Origin of the sequence: Pseudomonas sp. B21-047 (assembly GCF_024748775.1) — a bacterium.
GTDB classification, from domain to species: Bacteria; Pseudomonadota; Gammaproteobacteria; order Pseudomonadales; family Pseudomonadaceae; genus Aquipseudomonas; species Aquipseudomonas capeferrum.
This window is the reverse complement of record NZ_CP087169.1, coordinates 4,649,901-4,667,146: the sequence shown is the minus strand read 5'-3', so window position 1 is coordinate 4,667,146 and position 17,246 is coordinate 4,649,901. Positions and strand designations below refer to the sequence as shown.

Genomic DNA, 17,246 nt, shown 5'->3' with positions numbered 1-17,246 from the left:
CTCGACGTGTTTGTTTTTTTTATGGAGCCGTTGGCGGACTCTTTCGTTCAACGAATACAGCATGAAGCGGTGCATTCGGCTTCCAAGTGTAGAGCATGACTCGTGCCAAACTCTGTGAATGATCATAACCCCCCGAAAAGCCTGGGCATCAGCCCTATCTCAAGGTTTTTCTGGAATAACCCATAGTCGGAACGCCGAATGCGTGGGTTTTTTTCGTTCGGCAATCCGAACGGGGGCATCAGCTTTAAGTAACACATCGGCATGAAACGCAAATGTTGAGCTGGCTGCCTCATCATCAGGAGCGCATGCCGTGGCCGTCATTCCGATCCCCTCCGATTCCGTCGATGCCTTCATTGCCCACCAGCTTGCCGATTGGCTGAGAACTGCCAATGTCGATCTTCTTCTGACCTTGCACAGGGCGCTGCGCCAACAGCAGGCCGCTGCGGAAAATGTCAAAAATAGGTTGGCAGGCATTCCCAGCCTGGAGGCTTTTGCCACGCCCCTGCTCGAAAAGGCATTGCGCGCCAAGGGCCTGGACGATGTCGATGTGCGAAGCATGCAGGTCTACATCGAGGACGATGTGCCCCTGCCCAGCGCAGCACCACGCCTGCATACACCGTGGAGGACACTCCACAGCGTGCAACCGTTGCTGACGGCTGCGTTGCATAATTTTCACGAGGACGAGACCTTGCCGTCACTCCATCGACGTGCCTACCTGCAGGACGGCCGTGGGGAGAAGCTTTCGCTGAAGTTCGAAGCGTTTGCCCGCTGTTGCAGGGAGCTGGACATTGGCGGCCAGTATCAGAAAATGCTCCGCTCGCAACTTTTTCCCAAAAGCAGGCCCCCGGCACCCGAGGGTTTTGCCCGTGTCGCTGTAGAGCGCATGTTCGAAGAAAACCTGCGTGCCCAGCTGGACGTTGCAGTGCGTATTGCAAGGATCAAGTCCGAGCTGGCCGAAGTCGACTACTTGCGCTTGTTGCCGGTGTTCGCAAGCAACCCCATCGTGCCGGCGACCCCGGGTGTTGTAACGCCCCGCCAGTTATATCTGCTGGGCAAGCGTATCCATGGGCTTGTCACCCTGGAGCTACGCGAGCGTGCTGAAGGGCCGCTGGTGGGGATCATCAGTTGGATACCGCGGGATCCGTATCGGCCGGTGACCAGGCACGCCTCCTGGGAGACCTTGTATCAGTCATTGGCCAAACGGTTGCGTGCGCCTCATTACCGATCCTTTTTCAGACGCTTCATCAGTGAACGTGACCGGCCCAGCTTCACGGCCACCCTGGAGCGCCTGATCGAAGCCAGTAGCATGCAAGCGCCAGCTGTTCTGGATGGGCGCAATTTCGCCATCGATACGCCCTTGTTCGCCTATCTGCGTGGCTTGCAGGTCGACAAGATGCTTGATGATGCAAGAATCCTGGCAGTGCCCACCGCCGACGAAACCGCCATCGAGCGCCATCAGCGGCTGGAAGCGCTCAAGAGTGCGGGGCTCGATGTGCTCAACCTGGCTGCGCTGTTCATTCCGGTATTGGGGGAGGTGATGTTTGCCGTGGCTGCGGTGGACGTGGTCAGCGAAGTCTACAAAAGCTATGCCGATTGGCGGATAGGGGACCGCCAAGGGGCACTGGATCACCTGTTTGGCGTGGCAGAGAACCTTGCTGTCGGTGCCGCGGTGGGCGTTGGGGTAGTGGGTGTGGGCCGGGTGCTGGAACGGGTGCCGTTTGTCGATGCGCTCACGCCCCTGCACGAAGGCGAGGGCCGCTGCAGGTTGGCGGACCGGCCGCTCTCGGCCCATCACCTCGATGGCGGCGGCCCGCTGATGCGCAGATTTGGCGGGGACTTCGCGCAAGCCTCTGACCAGACTGCCGAAACGCTGCTTCGGGTAACCGGACTCGAACACAACCAGTTGCGCCATCTGCACCTGCAAGAGGCGCCAGCCCCAGCACGGCTGCTTGATGCCCATGCACGCCACGAGTGCCATGTCCTTGAGCCGCACCTGCGGGGCGCCGCTTTCGAGCGCGAGCTGGCTATTCGCCAGGCTGTACCCTCTGCTGCCGGCGCAATACTGATGAGGGTATTTCCGGGCTTGTCCGTGCGTTGCGCCGAAGAAATTCTCGAGCTGGCAAACGGTGAGCAAATCAAGGCGCTGCTGGCCAGTGGTCGTGTGCCATTGGCAATGGCCGAGCGTGCACGCTGGTTCTTGCGGGAAAGTCGGCTGGACCGCGCACTGATGGGGTTCGAGCATGAAGGTGAGATCAATTTCGATACCCAGCGCTTGGCCTTGGAGCTGATCAATGAACTGGCGCCTTGGCCGCCGTCGGTGCGCATTGAACTGCGCCTTGGGGAAGCGGGCGGTCGCTTGCTGGCGTCGAAGGGCGCTAACGACGCGTCGCAAGTCAGACGCATCATCCAGACCGAGCAGGGTTATTACTTGAGTGATGCCACCCCAGCAGGGTCAGCTACGGGCTTGTTGCCGTGTTTGCTGCACACCCTGGAGGACGATCAGAAAGTGGCGCTTGGCGGCCCCGAGTTGATGGCGCCTGAACTCGGCCAAAGGCTCTCCCGACAAGCCAGCGTCGATCGCGAAAAAACCGCAAAAATGATGGGCTTGCCGCCTATCGCTGAACGCTATCGACCGCCGCAGCGCATAGCAGACGGCCGAATTGGCTATGCACTGAGTGGCGGCGGCGAGAGCAGCCGTCAGGCGATCCGGCGCGGCTTACATGAAATTTTCCCTACCCTGACCGATGCTCAATTGGACGCTTACCTGCTCGACCTGATGCAACGCAGGGTCGGCCTTTGGGACCACCTCAGCAGCCTTCAGCAGCGGCTGGAAAGCCTGCGCGGTGCACTTGACGCCTGGCAGCGGCAGCGGGTGAGCTTCATGGATGGGCTCAGGCGGCGACGCGTGGCCAACCAGATTCGTCGTGCCTGGCGGCGCAAGACGACCGGCCTTGCCGGTGATGACTTTGTCCTGCATATCGATGGCGAACAGGTGGGCAGCTTGCCGGCCTTGCCGGCAGGCATCGAGTTTGGCCATGTGCGACGCTTGACGTTACGCAACATGAGCCTTGAGCAGGTCGATGAGGATTTCCTGGGCAGGTTCACCCACCTGCGCGAACTGGACCTGCGGGACAATCAGTTGAGCACCTTGCCACTTGGCCTGGAACGTTTAACCGAGCTGCGTACGCTGCGACTGTCGGGTAACTGGATTACCGTCGATGGGGCGGGCAGTCAAAGGCTGGCAAGCCTTGCGATGCTCCAGCAACTTGATCTGAACTATAACCCCTTGGGCCAGGCGCCAGACCTTTCAGGGTTGCGTAACTTGCGCGAAGTGTCGCTGCGCGGAACCGGGCTGCAAGAATTGCCAGATGACGACCAGATGCCTTGGAGGGGGTTGGTGGATGTTCGCGAGAATCAGATTCGTCAGTTGAACGGGCAGTTGCGCAGCTTGAGCGATCGACTGCAACGGTTGGCACTGCATGACAACCCTCTGGACGAAGCGGGCGAGGAGCTGATTGCCCACAGTCACACGGTTGCGACCCTCCACCGGCGTAGCTCTTATCAACACGCCATCGCCGACAGTACGCTGCTGGATCGATGGATGGAGGGTACCGACGAAGCCGTACGCACCCAGCGCACGCAGATCTGGACGAGTTTGTCTCAGGAGACACAGTCGGTAGATCTGTTTCGTTTTCTGGCAGATTTCGCAAGTTCTGATGACTTCCTCGATCACCCGCGCTACTACCGCGCCAGGGTGTGGCGGATACTCGAGCTTTGCGCGGACAACACTGACGTGCGTGAAGCGGTGTTCTGGCAGACGCAAGGACGCAGGACCTGTGAGGACCGGCTGTTACTGATCCTCAGCCAACTGGAAGTCAGAACCCATATTGCCTTGCACGCGGCCGGTGAGGGGGGCGCGCGGGCCGAGGCGACCTTGCTGAGGCTCGGGCGCTCGCTTTATCGCCTGGACGAACTGGACAGTATTGCCGCTCGGCATATCCAGGAAATGCGCCAGGACCCTTTTGCCGCGGTGGATGACATCGAAGTTTACCTTGCCTACCGGGTTCACCTGGCTGACAGGCTCGATCTACCGGCCCAACCGCGGCACATGAATTACCTTGAGCACAGCGGTGTGACCCGTACGCGGATCATGCGTGCGGGTACTAGCGTGCTGGCCGGTGAAAATACCGACGTGCTGAGCCAGGCACTGGCGCAACGAGAGTTCTGGCAAGGCTATGTGCGCAATCGCTACCCTGAGCGCTTCGAAGCCTTGGCCGCACCGTTTCATGAACAGCTGGAGGCTTATGAGCTTCAGGCTGGCGACTCGGGCGAGCAGCAGTACCTTGAGCGCGCTGCGGCATTGATGGAAACGCTCAATGGCGAAGAGCGTGCCCTTTACCTGGAGTTGGCAAAGGAGGCGTACGGTCGGGAGTTCTGAGTGCGGGCGACCGTCAGGCGGTCGCCGCGCAGGGTTCAGGCGGCGTTGCTGCGTGCGTCGCCCTGAGCCAGGTAATCAGCCAGTGCGCGCTGTTCGCTGTCGCTGGTGAACAGGCCCAGTTTGGTTCTGCGCCAGAGGATATCCTGAGTGCTGACAGCCCATTCGGTTTCGCGCAGGTAATCGACTTCCCGGGTGAACAGGCCACCACCAATCGCCTGGCCCAGATCGTCCGGGCCGTTCACACCTTCCAGCAACTGCCAGGTGCGGCTGCCGTAGGTCACTGCCCAGCGCTTGGCGATATCCGGCGCGAGCCATTGGTGCTGCGTGAGCAGGTCGTCGACCAGGGCCTGAGGCGTGCTCATGCCTTCACCACCGGGCAGGGCAGAGTGGGCTGTCCAGCTCTGGCTCATCTGGCTGAAAAACGGCTTGAGTTCTGCCATGGCCGACTCGGCCAGCTTGCGGTACGTGGTCAGTTTGCCGCCAAACACCGACAGCAAAGGCGCCTCGCCTTGAGCGGCGGAAAGCGCGAGGGTGTAATCACGGGTGACGGCGGACGGGTTATCCGATTCGTCGTTGCACAGCGGGCGCACGCCGGAGTAGGTGTGCAGGATATCGCTGCGGCTCAGTTGATGATTGAAGTGCGCGTTGACCACCTTCAGCAGGTAGTCGGTTTCCTGCTCGGTGATCGCCACCTTGGCCGGGTCGCCGCTGTACTCGCGGTCGGTGGTGCCGATCAAGGTGAAACGGTCCAGATAGGGGATGCAGAAGACGATACGTTGGTCTTCGTTCTGCAGGATGTAGGCGTGATCCCCTTCGTACAGGCGCGGCACGATCAGGTGGCTGCCCTGGATCAGGCGAATGCCGTACGGCGCATCGAGCTTGAGGTCATCCTTGATGAAGCTGGCGACCCAAGGGCCGGCGGCGTTGACCAATGCCCGGGCGCGAATGCTGTGCACGCTGCCATCGGCTTGCTGCAACTCCACGTGCCACAGGCCGTCGACGCGTTCGGCGCGCAGGCAACGGGTACGGGTATGGATGTGTGCACCGTTTTCGCGTGCGGCCATGGCGTTGAGCACCACCAGGCGTGCGTCGTCAACGGCGCAGTCGGCGTATTCGAAGCCACGGGTGATCGCCGGCTTGAGCGGGTAGCCCGGGCCGAAGCGCAGGCTGCGCGAGGCGCCCAGGCGCTTGCGCTTGCCCAGGTGATCGTAGAGGAACAGGCCGGCACGGATCATCCAGGCCGGGCGCAAGTGCGGGCGGTGTGGCAACACGAAGCGCATGGGCTTGACGATATGCGGCGCCTTGGCCAGCAGCACTTCACGCTCGGCCAGTGCTTCGCGGACCAGCCGGAACTCGTAGTGCTCCAGGTAACGAAGGCCGCCATGGATCAGCTTGCTGCTGGCGGAGGAGGTGTGCTGGGCCAGGTCGTCCTTTTCGCAGAGGAAGACCTTGAGGCCACGCCCGGCGGCGTCGGCAGCGATGCCCACGCCATTGATGCCACCGCCGATCACGGCGAGGTCATAGCAGTCGGCGAGGGGGGGCTGGGACGAAACGGGCTGGGACACGGGCAAGGCCTCCTGGGGCTGTTCACATCGAATATGAACATTTATGTTCGTTTCCGAAAATACTAGCGCAATGGAAAGGCAGTATCCAGTCGTGGGTTATAGAAAAAACTGATTGAATGAGAAGAAAATGAACAAATTCGAAAATTGCGGGGTTTGCGGGGTGTTCTGGAAGGGTGTGGGGTTGCAAGTGCTTGTCACAACATCTTTGGCGCCTGTGAGATCGAGCGCCGCCCGCGCGGCGCTCGATTTTGACGCCCCTGCAACACTCAAGGCAGGCGACTTTCAGCCCTCACTCTATTCCCAGCGAGGCCTTCGAAGTCTCAGGGCTCAAACCACCTCAAGGCGAATCTTGTACTGATTGAGCAACTGGTTCAGGGCCGCCGTGGGCGTCTGGTCGGTCACCAGGCAATCGACCAGGTTGATCGACCCCAGGCGAACCATGGCATTGCGCCCGAACTTGCTGGAGTCGGCAGCCAGAATAACCTGCCGGGCATTGGCAATGATTGCCTGGGAAACCCGAACTTCCTGGTAGTCGAAGTCGAGCAGGCTGCCATCTTCATCGATGCCGCTGATCCCGACCAGGGCGAAGTCGACCTTGAACTGGCTGATGAAATCGACACTGGCCTGGCCCACCACCCCACCATCACGCCGCACCGTGCCACCGGCCACCAACACTTCGAAATCGTCCTTGGCAGCCAGAATCGAGGCCACGTGCAGGTTGTTGGTAATCACCTTCAGGTGGCTATGGTTCAGCAACGCACGGGCAATCGATTCGGTGGTGGTACCGATGTTGATGAACAGCGAAGCATGGTCGGGAATCTGCTGGGCAACGGCATCGGCGATACGCTGCTTTTCATCGCGCATCTGGTCGGCACGCATGGCGTAGGCGGTGTTTTCGATGCTCGAATCGTAGGCGGCGCCACCGTGGTAGCGGCGCAGCAGGTTGAGCTCGGCGAGCTGGTTGATGTCGCGCCGGATGGTTTGCGGGGTGACGACGAACAGCTGTGCCATTTCTTCGATGCTGACGTAGCCGCGTTCGCGTACCAGCTCGAGGATTTGTTGTTGGCGGGGGGGCAGATTCATGGGCGGTCCTTTTGGGCAGCCGGACAAATTCTGCAATGATGCCGTAGGAAGGGGATGACGGCCAGCGGACGTTGGTGTCGGCGTCATCGCAGGCAAGCCCGCGATGACGCCGCACGCTTCAACGCCGATTCAAACCGCGTGGTCTTCCCAGTCGCGGGTACGATCGACCGCCTTCTTCCACCCGGCGTACAGCTTCTCTTTTTGCGTCTCATCCAGTTGTGGGCTGAACTCGCGCTCGATGATCGCCTTGTCGCGCAACTCGTCCAGGCTGCTCCAGAAGCCACAGGCAAGGCCCGCCAGGTAGGCGGCGCCAAGGGCTGTGGTTTCACGCATTTTCGGGCGCTCCACACAGGTGCCGAGGATGTCGGCCTGGAACTGCATAAGGAAGTTGTTGGCTACCGCGCCGCCGTCGACGCGCAGTTCGGACAGGCGTTGGCCGCAATCCTGTTGCATGGCGTCAAGCACGTCACGGGTCTGGTAGGCGATCGATTCCAATGCAGCACGGATGATATGGTCGACCTTCACCCCACGCGTCAGGCCGAACAGGGCACCACGGGCATAGGGGTCCCAGTAGGGGGCACCCAGGCCGGTGAAGGCGGGCACCAGGTACACACCGTTGCTGTCCTTGACCTTGCTGGCGAAGTACTCGGTGTCGAGGGCATCGTTGACGATCTTCAGTTCGTCGCGCAGCCACTGCACGGTGGAGCCACCGTTGAACACGGCGCCTTCCAGTGCGTAGGCCACTTCGCCGCGGGGGCCGCAGGCGATGGTGGTGAGCAAGCCGTGGGACGACGTGACGGCCTTGTCGCCGGTGTTCATCAGCAGGAAGCAGCCGGTGCCGTAGGTGTTCTTGGCCTGACCGGGCTCAACGCACATCTGGCCGAACAGCGCGGACTGCTGGTCGCCGGCGATACCGGCGATGGCGATGCCGCTCTTGGTGTGGCCGTAGACTTCGGAAGAGGGGCGTACCTGGGGCAGCATCTGGCGTGGAATGCCAAGAATTTCCAGCAGCTTGTCGTCCCATTCCAGGCTGTGGATGTTGAACATCAGCGTACGCGAGGCGTTGGTGTAGTCGGTGACATGCACCTTGCCGCCCGAGAACTTCCAGATCAGCCAGGTATCGATGGTGCCGAACAGCAGTTCGCCGCGTTCGGCGCGTTCACGGGCACCTTCGACATTGTCGAGGATCCACTTCAGTTTGGTGCCGGAGAAGTAGGGGTCGGTGACCAGGCCCGTGGTCTCGCGGATGTAGTCTTCGTGGCCATCACGCTTGAGCTGCGCGCAGATTTCGGTACTGCGGCGGCACTGCCAGACAATGGCGTTGTAAACCGGGCGGCCGGTTTCCTTGTCCCACACCACCGTGGTTTCGCGCTGGTTGGTGATGCCGAGTGCAGCGACCTGGGCGTGGCTGATGCCGGCCTGAGCCAGGGCTTCGACCATGGTGGCGCTCTGGGTGGCGAAGATCTCCATCGGGTCGTGTTCGACCCAGCCAGCCTGCGGGTAGTGCTGGACGAATTCGCGCTGGGAGGTGCCGACCACATTGGCGTCGCGGTCGAAAATGATCGCTCGCGAGCTGGTGGTGCCCTGGTCCAGGGCGATGATGTAGTGCTTATCCAGGGTGTCTGTCATGGTCGTTGGCCTTGCAAAATGAGGAAGTCAGGGCTTGGGCGTGAGGCCGCATCAGTTGACTTGAGTATCGCCCTGGCGATTGTCGTTTGTCTCAGGGTTCGCGGTGGGCGCCACCGGCAGGTTGCGGGCGATCATGCCGCGATACGCGGCAGCGCCCAGGCATGCGCCGAGGATCGGTGCGAACACCGGAACCAGGAAATAGGGAATATCTCGTCCGCCAGTGAAGGCGATTTCGCCCCAACCGGCCAGGAATGTCATCAGTTTTGGTCCGAAATCGCGGGCTGGGTTCATCGCGAAGCCGGTCAGCGGCCCCATGGCGCTGCCGATCACGGCAATCAGCAGGCCGATCAGCAGCGGCGCGACGGCGCCACGTGGCAGGCCATTGTTGTCGTCGGTCAGGGCCATGATCACGGCCATGAGGATGGCCGTGATGACGACTTCCACCAGGAATGCCTGGCCGGTCGAAAGTGAGGGGTGCGGGTAGGTAGAGAACACCGAGGCCAGTTCGAGGCTTTCGGTACTGCCTCGCAACATGGCATGGGCTTGTTCGAAATCGAAGAACAGATTGCTGTACAAGGTGTAGACCAGCGCTGCGCCGCAGAAGGCGCCACAGACCTGGGCGAGCATGTAGAACGGCAGCTTGCGCTTGTCGAAACCGGCGAACAGGGTGAGGGCGATGCTCACGGCCGGGTTCAGGTGCGCACCTGAAACGCCCGCAGTGAAGTAGATAGCCATGCTGACGCCGACGCCCCAGATGATGCTGATTTCCCACAGGCCGAAGCTGGCACCCGCGACTTTGAGCGCGGCCACGCAGCCGGTGCCGAAGAAGATCAGCAGCGCAGTGCCGAGAAACTCGGCCAGGCACTGGCTGGACAGAGTGGGTTCGCGTAGAGCAGTCGTCATGTATGACCTCGTTTTTTTTGTTGTGAGGCGCGTGGCGCTCGACAGCAAAGCCCGGTGTCGATCCCCATTGACCCCAGGCAGAAGTTGGAAATGCACCTTAAAAGTGCACCATTTATTCAGAAACGAAAAAATATAGACAAGAAACGCTTATGTCAAAGGTCGAAAGTGAACGGTCAGTCACGATCTGGACGTTGTTAGGGCGCGCGAAACCGCACGCTAGAGAGGCGCGTAAGCTGTGTATTGGCTGTGATGTGGGATATGTCCTAAAGTAGCCGCCGACTTGTACTCGACCGGAGCTGCGCATGACCCCCGCCCTAGACGTGTTGAAAAAAGCCCGCGCTGAACATCGCGTGCACAGTTATGAGCACGATCCGAAGTCGGCGTCGTATGGGTTGGAGGCAGCGGAAAAGCTCGGGCTAGAGCCGCAGCAGGTGTTCAAGACCTTGTTGGCGAGCAGCGAGAAAGGCGAATTGCTGGTGGCCGTGGTACCGGTGGTGGGCACCCTGGACCTCAAGGCACTGGCCCATGCGGCCGGTGTGAAGAAGTGCGAGATGGCCGACCCGGCGGCGGCTCAGCGCGCCACGGGATACTTGGTGGGCGGTATCAGCCCGTTGGGCCAGAAGAAGCGCCTGCGCACTTTTATCGACGAGTCGGCGCAACACTTTGCAACTATCCATGTCAGCGCCGGGCGGCGCGGGCTGGAGGTGGAGTTGGCGGCTGCGGTGCTGGCTGAACATACTCAGGGCACGTTTGCCGGTATCGGCCGGGGCTGAAATGGCTGGGGCCGCCGCGCAGCAGCCCCGGCAATCGTGAATCAGGTCGCCGAACTGTACCGACGAACGCCGTTCTCCTGCCGCGGCAACTGCGCCGCGACACTGCCCGGCACCGGGAACAGCACCAGATGATCGGCGGCCACGGCAATCCCGACTTCTTCACCGACCTGATGATCGACATGGCTGGGGAAGATCGCCTCCAGCTGGCTACCGGTAACCAGTTGCAGGCGATACAGCGTCGACGCCCCCAGGAAGCTCTTGCCTACGATGCTCGCCCGCAGCGGGCTGTCTGGCGCATGCACGATGTCGTCAGGGCGCAGCAGCACATCTACCGAACTCCCCGGCGCCATGATGTACGCACGGTTGCCGCGCAGCTCACCGAGTTCGGTATTTACCGCCTCATGGCTGCTCATCTGGCCACGGATGAAATAGCCCTGGCCGATGAAGCTGGCCACGAACGGCGTCTGCGGCTCGTGGTAGAGGTTGTAAGGGGTGTCCCACTGCTCCAGGCGACCTTCCTTGAACACGCCCACGTGATCGCTGACGGCAAACGCCTCTTCCTGGTCGTGGGTCACCAAAATGGCGCTGGTGCCACGGCTCTTGAGGATGTCGCGCACTTCATGGCTCAAGCGCCGGCGCAGTTCCACGTCGAGGTTGGAGAACGGCTCGTCGAGCAGCAGCAACTGAGGCTCCGGGGCCAGCGCGCGGGCCAGCGCGACCCGTTGCTGTTGCCCACCGGACAGCTCATGCGGATAGCGGCCGCCCAGCCCACCGAGCTTGACCAGCTCGAGCATCTCTTCGACGACCTGCGCCTGGCGCGGGTGCTTGGCAATGCCGAAGGCGATGTTCTGGGCCACGGTCAGGTGCGGGAACAGGGCGTAGTCCTGGAACACCATGCCGATGCGGCGCTTTTCTGGAGCCAGGGTGAAGCCTGGCCGGGAGATGACCTCGCCCGCCAGCTGGATCTCGCCTTCATGGATAGGTTCGAAACCGGCGATGGCGCGCAGGGTGGTGGTCTTGCCGCAACCGGATGAACCCAGCAGGCAACCAATGTCGCCTGCGTTCAGGTGCAGGTTGAGGTTCTGGACGATGCGCTGGTCGCCATAGCCGCAGGCGAGGTTGCGCAGGTTGAGCAGTAGGGGTTGACTCATGCGTGGTGGTAAGCCGGTTCTACAAGGAATTCGAGAAGGGCCTTCTGTGCATGCAGGCGGTTTTCAGCCTGGTCCCAGGCGACCGAACGAGGGTCGTCGAGCAGGTCATGGCTGATTTCCTCGCCACGGTGGGCCGGCAGGCAGTGCATGAACAGGGCGTCGGGTGCCGCCAGGTCGAGCAGTTCGCGGGTGACCTGGTAAGGCGCGAAGTGCGCCAGGCGCCGTGCAGTTTCCTCCTCCTGGCCCATGGAAGTCCAGACATCGGTGGTCACCAGGTGCGCGCCACGCACGGCTTCCTTGGGGTCGCGGATGATTTGCACGCGATCACCGCCTAATGCCATGAAGCGTGGATCCGGCTCGTAACCTTCCGGGCAGGCGATGCGCAGCTGGAAATCGAACTGACGGGCGGCTTCGATATAGGAGTTGCACATGTTGAAGCCATCACCGATCCACGCCACGGTCTTGCCCTGGATCGAGCCGCGGTGTTCGAGGAACGTCTGCATGTCGGCCAGCAGTTGGCACGGGTGCGACTCGTCGGACAGGGCATTGATCACCGGCACGCTCGACTTCGCCGCGAACTCGGTGAGGGTGCTGTGGGCGTGGGTACGGATCATCACCACGTCGAGCATGCTCGACAGGACGATAGCGCTGTCACCGATCGGTTCGCCACGGCCCAGTTGGGTATCGCGAGGCGACAGGAAGATGGCCTGGCCGCCCAGCTGGATCATGCCGGCCTCGAACGACACGCGGGTACGGGTCGATGACTTTTCGAAGATCATCCCCAGCACACGGCTTTTGAGGGGCTCGAACAGCACGCTTCGCTTGCGCAGGTCCTTCAGCTCGATGCCGCGGCGGATCACCCCGAGCAATTCGTCGGTGGTGAAGTCCAGCAGGGAGAGAAAGTGCCTAGCGCTCATGATTGACTACCTTATCTGCAACGGTATGCAGGTCGACCGTATGGTTTTTTTTGACAACGGGAGTGACCTGCGGCGTAAGCCGCACGGGGCGGACGAAATAGGGAAAGGCGCAATACTATAATTAAATGTCGCCTGAAACCAAGAGGGGAAACAGCGGCTCTGTTGCAAAGGGTGTCGTTACCCATTGAGCGTGCGCTGTTTTTTATTTGCTACAGAGGTTGTACACGGCTTGCCCGCGATTTGGCAAATGCGTGTCGCGAATCGTTTGCCTGATGTCGGGCAATTCATGGCACGAAGCGCGCTGGCGAGGGCGTTCGGCTGGGCGCATAGTCGCCCTCAGACCCATCATCAGGCAGAGGCGGCCATGACCAAGACCCTGCATCACCGTGCCTGTCACCTGTGCGAAGCGATCTGCGGGCTGAACATCGAAGTCAGCCATGAGGACGACGGGCAGGCGCTGATCACCTCGATCAAAGGCGACCCGGACGACCCGTTCAGCCGCGGCCACATCTGCCCCAAGGCAGTGGCCCTGCAAGATATCCAGAACGATCCCGACCGCCTGCGTCAGCCCCACCGTCGGATTGGCGAGCGCTGGCAGGCGATCAGCTGGGACGAGGCTTTCGCCCTGGCGGCCGACAAGCTCTGGAGCATCCAGCAGGCGCATGGTCGCAACGCGGTGGCGGTGTATCAAGGCAACCCGAGCGTGCACAACTATGGGCTGATGACCCACAGCAACTATTTCCTCGGTTTGTTGAAGACCCGCAATCGGTTTTCAGCCACCTCGGTGGACCAGTTGCCCCAGCACCTGACCAGCCACCTGATGTACGGCCACGGTCTGTTGTTGCCGATACCGGACATCGACCACACCGACTTCATGCTGATTCTGGGAGGCAACCCGCTGGCGTCCAATGGCAGCATCATGACCGTGCCTGATGTGGAAAAGCGCCTGAAGGCGCTGCGTATGCGGGGCGGGCAGTTGGTGGTGGTGGACCCACGGCGCAGCGAAACAGCGGCCATGGCCGACCGGCACCTGTTCATTCTTCCCGGCGGCGATGCTGCATTGCTCAGTGGCCTGCTCAATACCTTGTTCGACGAAGGCCTGACCCGTGGATCACACTTGCCGATCAATGGCCTGGATCAGGTGCGCAGTGCACTCGCCCTGTTCACCGCCGACGCCATGAGCCCGTTGTGCGGCATCGCTGCCGCCGATATCCGTCAGCTGGCGCGTGATTTTGCGGCAGCCGACAAGGCGGTCTGCTATGGCCGCATGGGCGTCTCGACCCAGGCCTTCGGCACCCTGTGCCATTGGCTGGTGCAATTGATCAACCTGGTAACCGGCAACCTGGATCGGGTGGGTGGCGCCTTGTGTACCGAGCCTGCGGTGGACCTGGTGGCGAGTACCTCGGGCGGGCACTTCAATGCCTGGCAAAGCCGGGTTTCGGGGCTGCCGGAGTACGCTGGCGAGCTGCCGGTCGCCGCCTTGGCCGAAGAAATCCTCACGCCCGGTGACGGGCAGGTGCGGGCCTTGGTGACGGTGGCGGGCAACCCTGTGCTGTCCACGCCCAACGGTCGGCAACTGGACGGGGCGCTGGCGGGGCTCGAGTTCATGCTCAGCATCGACCTGTACATCAATGAAAGCACGCGCCATGCTGACCTGATCCTGCCGTCCACGTCGGCACTTGAGAACGATCACTACGACAGCACCTTCAACCTGCTGGCGGTGCGCAATGTGACCCGTTTCAACCGCGCGATCCTGGCCAAGCCCGAAGGCGCGCTGCATGACTGGGAGATCTTTGTCGGCCTGGCCAAGGCCTTGGCCGAACGGGCCGCCCTTGAACTCAAGCCAACCCAGGCGCCGGCGCAGATGATCGATTGGGCCTTGCGCAAAGGGCGCTACGGCGACGGCTCGGCCTGGAAGCTCTCGCTGGAAGCACTCGATCGGCACCCCCACGGGCTCGACCTGGGCCCGCTAGGCGCCAATCTACAGGCCCGCCTGAACACTGCCAGCCAGGCCATCGAGGCGGCACCGCAGGTGTTGCTGGATGACTTGGCCAGGCTTGCGCGGCAGGCGCCAATGGCTGCTGGCGCGCTCTTGCTGATCGGCCGCCGCCACGTGCGCAGCAACAACTCGTGGATGCACAACTTCCACCGGCTGGTCAAAGGCAAGCCGCGTCATCAGCTGTTGATGCACCCTGATGATTTGCAGCAGCGGCAGTTGCACGATGGCCAGCGCGTGCGCATACGCTCACGTACCGGCACCCTCGAAGTCGAGGTGCAGGCGTGCACGGACATGATGCCAGGCGTGGTCAGCCTGCCGCACGGCTATGGCCATGGGCGCCAGGGCGTGCAATTGCGGATAGCCCACGGGCAGCCCGGGGTCAGTGCCAACGACCTGACCGATGAGCGCTTGCGCGATCAGGTGTCGGGCAATGCCGCCCTCAATGGCGTGCCTGTGCACGTGGAGGCCGCCTGAGCAATGGCAAGGCCGCGCACAGCGCTCGGCTTTCCGATACAATGCGTCACCGTGCCGACCATCGAGTCGGAAAGTTCAGACGAGGTGTTCCATGGATATCATCGAAACGATCAAAGAGCAGATTGCCAACAACACCATTCTGCTTTACATGAAAGGCTCGCCGAATGCCCCGCAGTGCGGGTTCTCGGCCAAGGCATCGCAAGCTGTGATGGGTTGTGGCGAGAAGTTCGCCTACGTCGACATCCTGCAGAACCCGGAAATCCGCGCCAACCTGCCCAAGTACGCCAACTGGCCAACCTTCCCGCAGCTGTGGGTAGCGGGCGAGCTGGTCGGCGGTAGCGACATCATGCTCGAAATGTTCGAGAAGGGTGAGCTGCAGGCCCTGATCAAGGACGCTGCTGCCAAGGCAAAGGCTGCTGAAGCCTGATCTTCGCGCAGACCTAAAAAAACCCGCTCATGGCGGGTTTTTTTATGGGCGGGATTTTACTCTTCGCCCATCTGCGATTGCAGGTAGTTCTCGATGCTGATCTTGTCGATCAGGCTCAGCTGGGTTTCCAGCCAGTCGATGTGCTCTTCCTCGGACTCGAGGATGTCTTCGAGCATGTCACGCGAGCCGAAGTCGCCGACGGTTTCGCAGTGAGCGATGGCGGCTTTCAGGTCGATCAGGCCTTTCTGCTCGATCTTCAGGTCGCACTCGAGCATTTCTTTGGTGTGCTCGCCGATCAGCAGCTTGCCCAGGTCCTGCACGTTGGGGATGCCTTCGAGGAAGAGAATACGCTTGATCAGTTTGTCAGCGTGCTTCATCTCATCGATGGATTCCTTGTACTCGTGCTTGCCGAGTTTGTTCAGGCCCCAATCTTCGTACATGCGTGCGTGCAGGAAGTACTGGTTGATCGCGACCAGCTCGTTTCCGAGGATCTTGTTGAGATGCTGGATGACGCTTACGTCGCCTTTCATGACGGGTTCCTGCCCTGTAGAAGTGTGCCAATACAGGGAAGTTTGAGCCCGATACTTAGGGCTGTCAAACCTAAGTTATTGAATAATAAGTGAAAATGAATAGGAATAAGAATGTTTGTGAAGCGCGTTGGAGTGCTAAGTTATTGAATTTCGGGCATAAAAAAACCGGACACAAGGTCCGGTTCTTCAAAATGAGTGGTTTCAGGCAGCGGTAAATTCTACCGGATAGGGCAGGGCGGCCTGGCTGACCTGAAGCTCGGTCAGGGTCTCGCGGACCACTTGCTTGGCAAGGCAGGCGCATTTGCCACATTGGCTGGCGACATTGGTCGCGGCTCGAACTTCCTTGTAGCTGCAGCATCCTTCAAAGATCGCATCGCGGATCTGTCCGTCGGTCACGCCGACACAAAGACACACATACATAAAGTCGGACCATCGCTGGTTGAGTCGATGGATTGGAGCTTAATCGTAATGAGAATGCTTGTCAAAAGACTTTCTGTGAGGGCCGTGCTTGAGCGACCGGTGGTTGGATTCGGTCTGTCATGAGAAGCCGTGTATGATGGTCGGCCTTTGTTGGATGTCGGGCAAGCCCGTCTGGCCCGGCAAACGGTTTTTCACCCTCATCAGGAGATAACAATGAGCGTACTCGTTGGTAAACAAGCCCCCGATTTCACCGTTCCAGCTGTGCTGGGCAACGGCGAAATCGTCGACAGCTTCAACCTGGCCTCGGCCATCAAGGGCAAGTACGGCCTGGTGTTCTTCTACCCGCTGGACTTCACCTTCGTCTGCCCGTCCGAGCTGATTGCCCTGGACAACCGCATCCCTGACTTCCAGGCCCGCAACGTGGAAGTGATCGGCGTTTCGATCGACTCGCACTTCACCCACAACGCCTGGCGTAACACCCCGGTCAACAACGGCGGTATCGGCCAGGTCAAGTACACCTTGGCTGCCGACATCACCCATGAAATCTGCAAGGCCTACGACGTTGAGTCCGAAGGCGGCGTGGCCTTCCGTGGCGCCTTCCTGATCGACACCAACGGTGTAGTCCGTTCGCAGATCGTCAACGACCTGCCACTGGGCCGTAACATGGACGAGCTGCTGCGTCTGGTCGATGCCCTGCAGTTCCACGAAGAGCACGGCGAAGTCTGCCCTGCCAACTGGAAAAAAGGCGACAAAGGCATGAACGCTTCGCCAGAAGGCGTTGCTGCTTACCTGAGCGAGAACGCTGGCAAGCTGTAATTGCCGCGCGCATAAAAAAAACCGGCCTTCGTGGCCGGTTTTTTTTGTTTCAAGTTTCTAGCTGCAAGCTTCAAGAAAAACCGAGCGTGTGCTGTCTGCCCTTTCTTGCTGCTTGAAGCTT

13 protein-coding genes are annotated in these 17,246 nt (G+C 60.8%); 5 read left to right on the top strand and 8 right to left on the bottom strand.

Going from position 1 to position 17,246, the window contains the following annotated elements; genetic code table 11:
• The first annotated feature begins 310 nt into the window (after positions 1-310).
• Complete coding sequence (locus LOY26_RS21095) at positions 311-4,438, top strand: NEL-type E3 ubiquitin ligase domain-containing protein (RefSeq protein WP_258714063.1); 4,128 nt, start codon at positions 311-313, stop codon at positions 4,436-4,438.
• Between the two features lie 35 nt (positions 4,439-4,473).
• Here LOY26_RS21095 and glpD read toward each other — a convergent pair whose 3' ends face one another.
• The 4 genes from glpD to LOY26_RS21075 form a co-directional block, all read right to left on the bottom strand.
• A complete protein-coding gene (glpD, locus tag LOY26_RS21090) occupies positions 4,474-6,003 on the bottom strand; it encodes a glycerol-3-phosphate dehydrogenase (protein ID WP_047583643.1) in 1,530 nt (509 codons plus the stop codon).
• 327 nt (positions 6,004-6,330) lie between these two features.
• The gene (gene glpR, locus LOY26_RS21085; protein ID WP_033702678.1) at positions 6,331-7,086 is read right to left on the bottom strand and encodes a DNA-binding transcriptional repressor GlpR; all 756 of its coding nucleotides are present in this window, start codon (positions 7,084-7,086) and stop codon (positions 6,331-6,333) included.
• A 129-nt stretch (positions 7,087-7,215) separates the two neighbouring features.
• A complete protein-coding gene (gene glpK, locus LOY26_RS21080; protein ID WP_033702677.1) occupies positions 7,216-8,715 on the bottom strand; it encodes a glycerol kinase GlpK in 1,500 nt (499 codons plus the stop codon).
• 51 nt (positions 8,716-8,766) lie between these two features.
• Positions 8,767-9,618, bottom strand: coding sequence for an MIP/aquaporin family protein (locus LOY26_RS21075; protein WP_186663441.1), 852 nt, complete (start codon positions 9,616-9,618; stop codon positions 8,767-8,769).
• Between the two features lie 302 nt (positions 9,619-9,920).
• On the opposite strand from LOY26_RS21075, the gene ybaK reads away from it, so the two are divergent.
• Complete coding sequence (gene ybaK / locus LOY26_RS21070) at positions 9,921-10,391, top strand: Cys-tRNA(Pro) deacylase (protein WP_033702675.1); 471 nt, start codon at positions 9,921-9,923, stop codon at positions 10,389-10,391.
• A 41-nt stretch (positions 10,392-10,432) separates the two neighbouring features.
• On the opposite strand, the gene LOY26_RS21065 is transcribed toward ybaK, so the two are convergent.
• Together LOY26_RS21065 and argF are read right to left on the bottom strand one after the other, a co-directional pair.
• Positions 10,433-11,542 (bottom strand): ABC transporter ATP-binding protein, encoded by a 1,110-nt coding sequence (locus LOY26_RS21065; protein WP_033702674.1) that lies wholly within the window; start codon positions 11,540-11,542, stop codon positions 10,433-10,435.
• A complete protein-coding gene (argF, locus tag LOY26_RS21060; RefSeq protein ID WP_033702673.1) occupies positions 11,539-12,459 on the bottom strand; it encodes an ornithine carbamoyltransferase in 921 nt (306 codons plus the stop codon). The genes LOY26_RS21065 and argF overlap by 4 nt, the downstream gene beginning before the upstream one ends.
• A gap of 364 nt (positions 12,460-12,823) precedes the next feature.
• On the opposite strand from argF, the gene LOY26_RS21055 reads away from it, so the two are divergent.
• Both LOY26_RS21055 and grxD read left to right on the top strand, forming a co-directional pair.
• On the top strand, positions 12,824-14,932 hold the full coding sequence (locus LOY26_RS21055; protein ID WP_258714062.1) for a molybdopterin oxidoreductase family protein: 2,109 nt from the start codon (positions 12,824-12,826) through the stop codon (positions 14,930-14,932).
• 91 nt (positions 14,933-15,023) lie between these two features.
• Complete coding sequence (gene grxD / locus LOY26_RS21050; RefSeq protein WP_033702671.1) at positions 15,024-15,359, top strand: Grx4 family monothiol glutaredoxin; 336 nt, start codon at positions 15,024-15,026, stop codon at positions 15,357-15,359.
• Positions 15,360-15,415: 56 nt separating this feature from the next.
• On the opposite strand, the gene bfr is transcribed toward grxD, so the two are convergent.
• The gene (gene bfr / locus LOY26_RS21045; RefSeq protein ID WP_186656768.1) at positions 15,416-15,889 is read right to left on the bottom strand and encodes a bacterioferritin; all 474 of its coding nucleotides are present in this window, start codon (positions 15,887-15,889) and stop codon (positions 15,416-15,418) included.
• Between the two features lie 201 nt (positions 15,890-16,090).
• Entirely contained in the window at positions 16,091-16,309 is a 219-nt protein-coding gene (locus tag LOY26_RS21040; RefSeq protein WP_095064234.1) for a bacterioferritin-associated ferredoxin, read from the bottom strand.
• A gap of 213 nt (positions 16,310-16,522) precedes the next feature.
• On the opposite strand from LOY26_RS21040, the gene LOY26_RS21035 reads away from it, so the two are divergent.
• Positions 16,523-17,125 carry a peroxiredoxin gene (locus LOY26_RS21035; RefSeq protein WP_033702669.1) on the top strand — a complete coding sequence of 201 codons (603 nt, stop codon included), beginning with the start codon at positions 16,523-16,525 and terminating at the stop codon, positions 17,123-17,125.
• Positions 17,126-17,246: the final 121 nt, after the last annotated feature.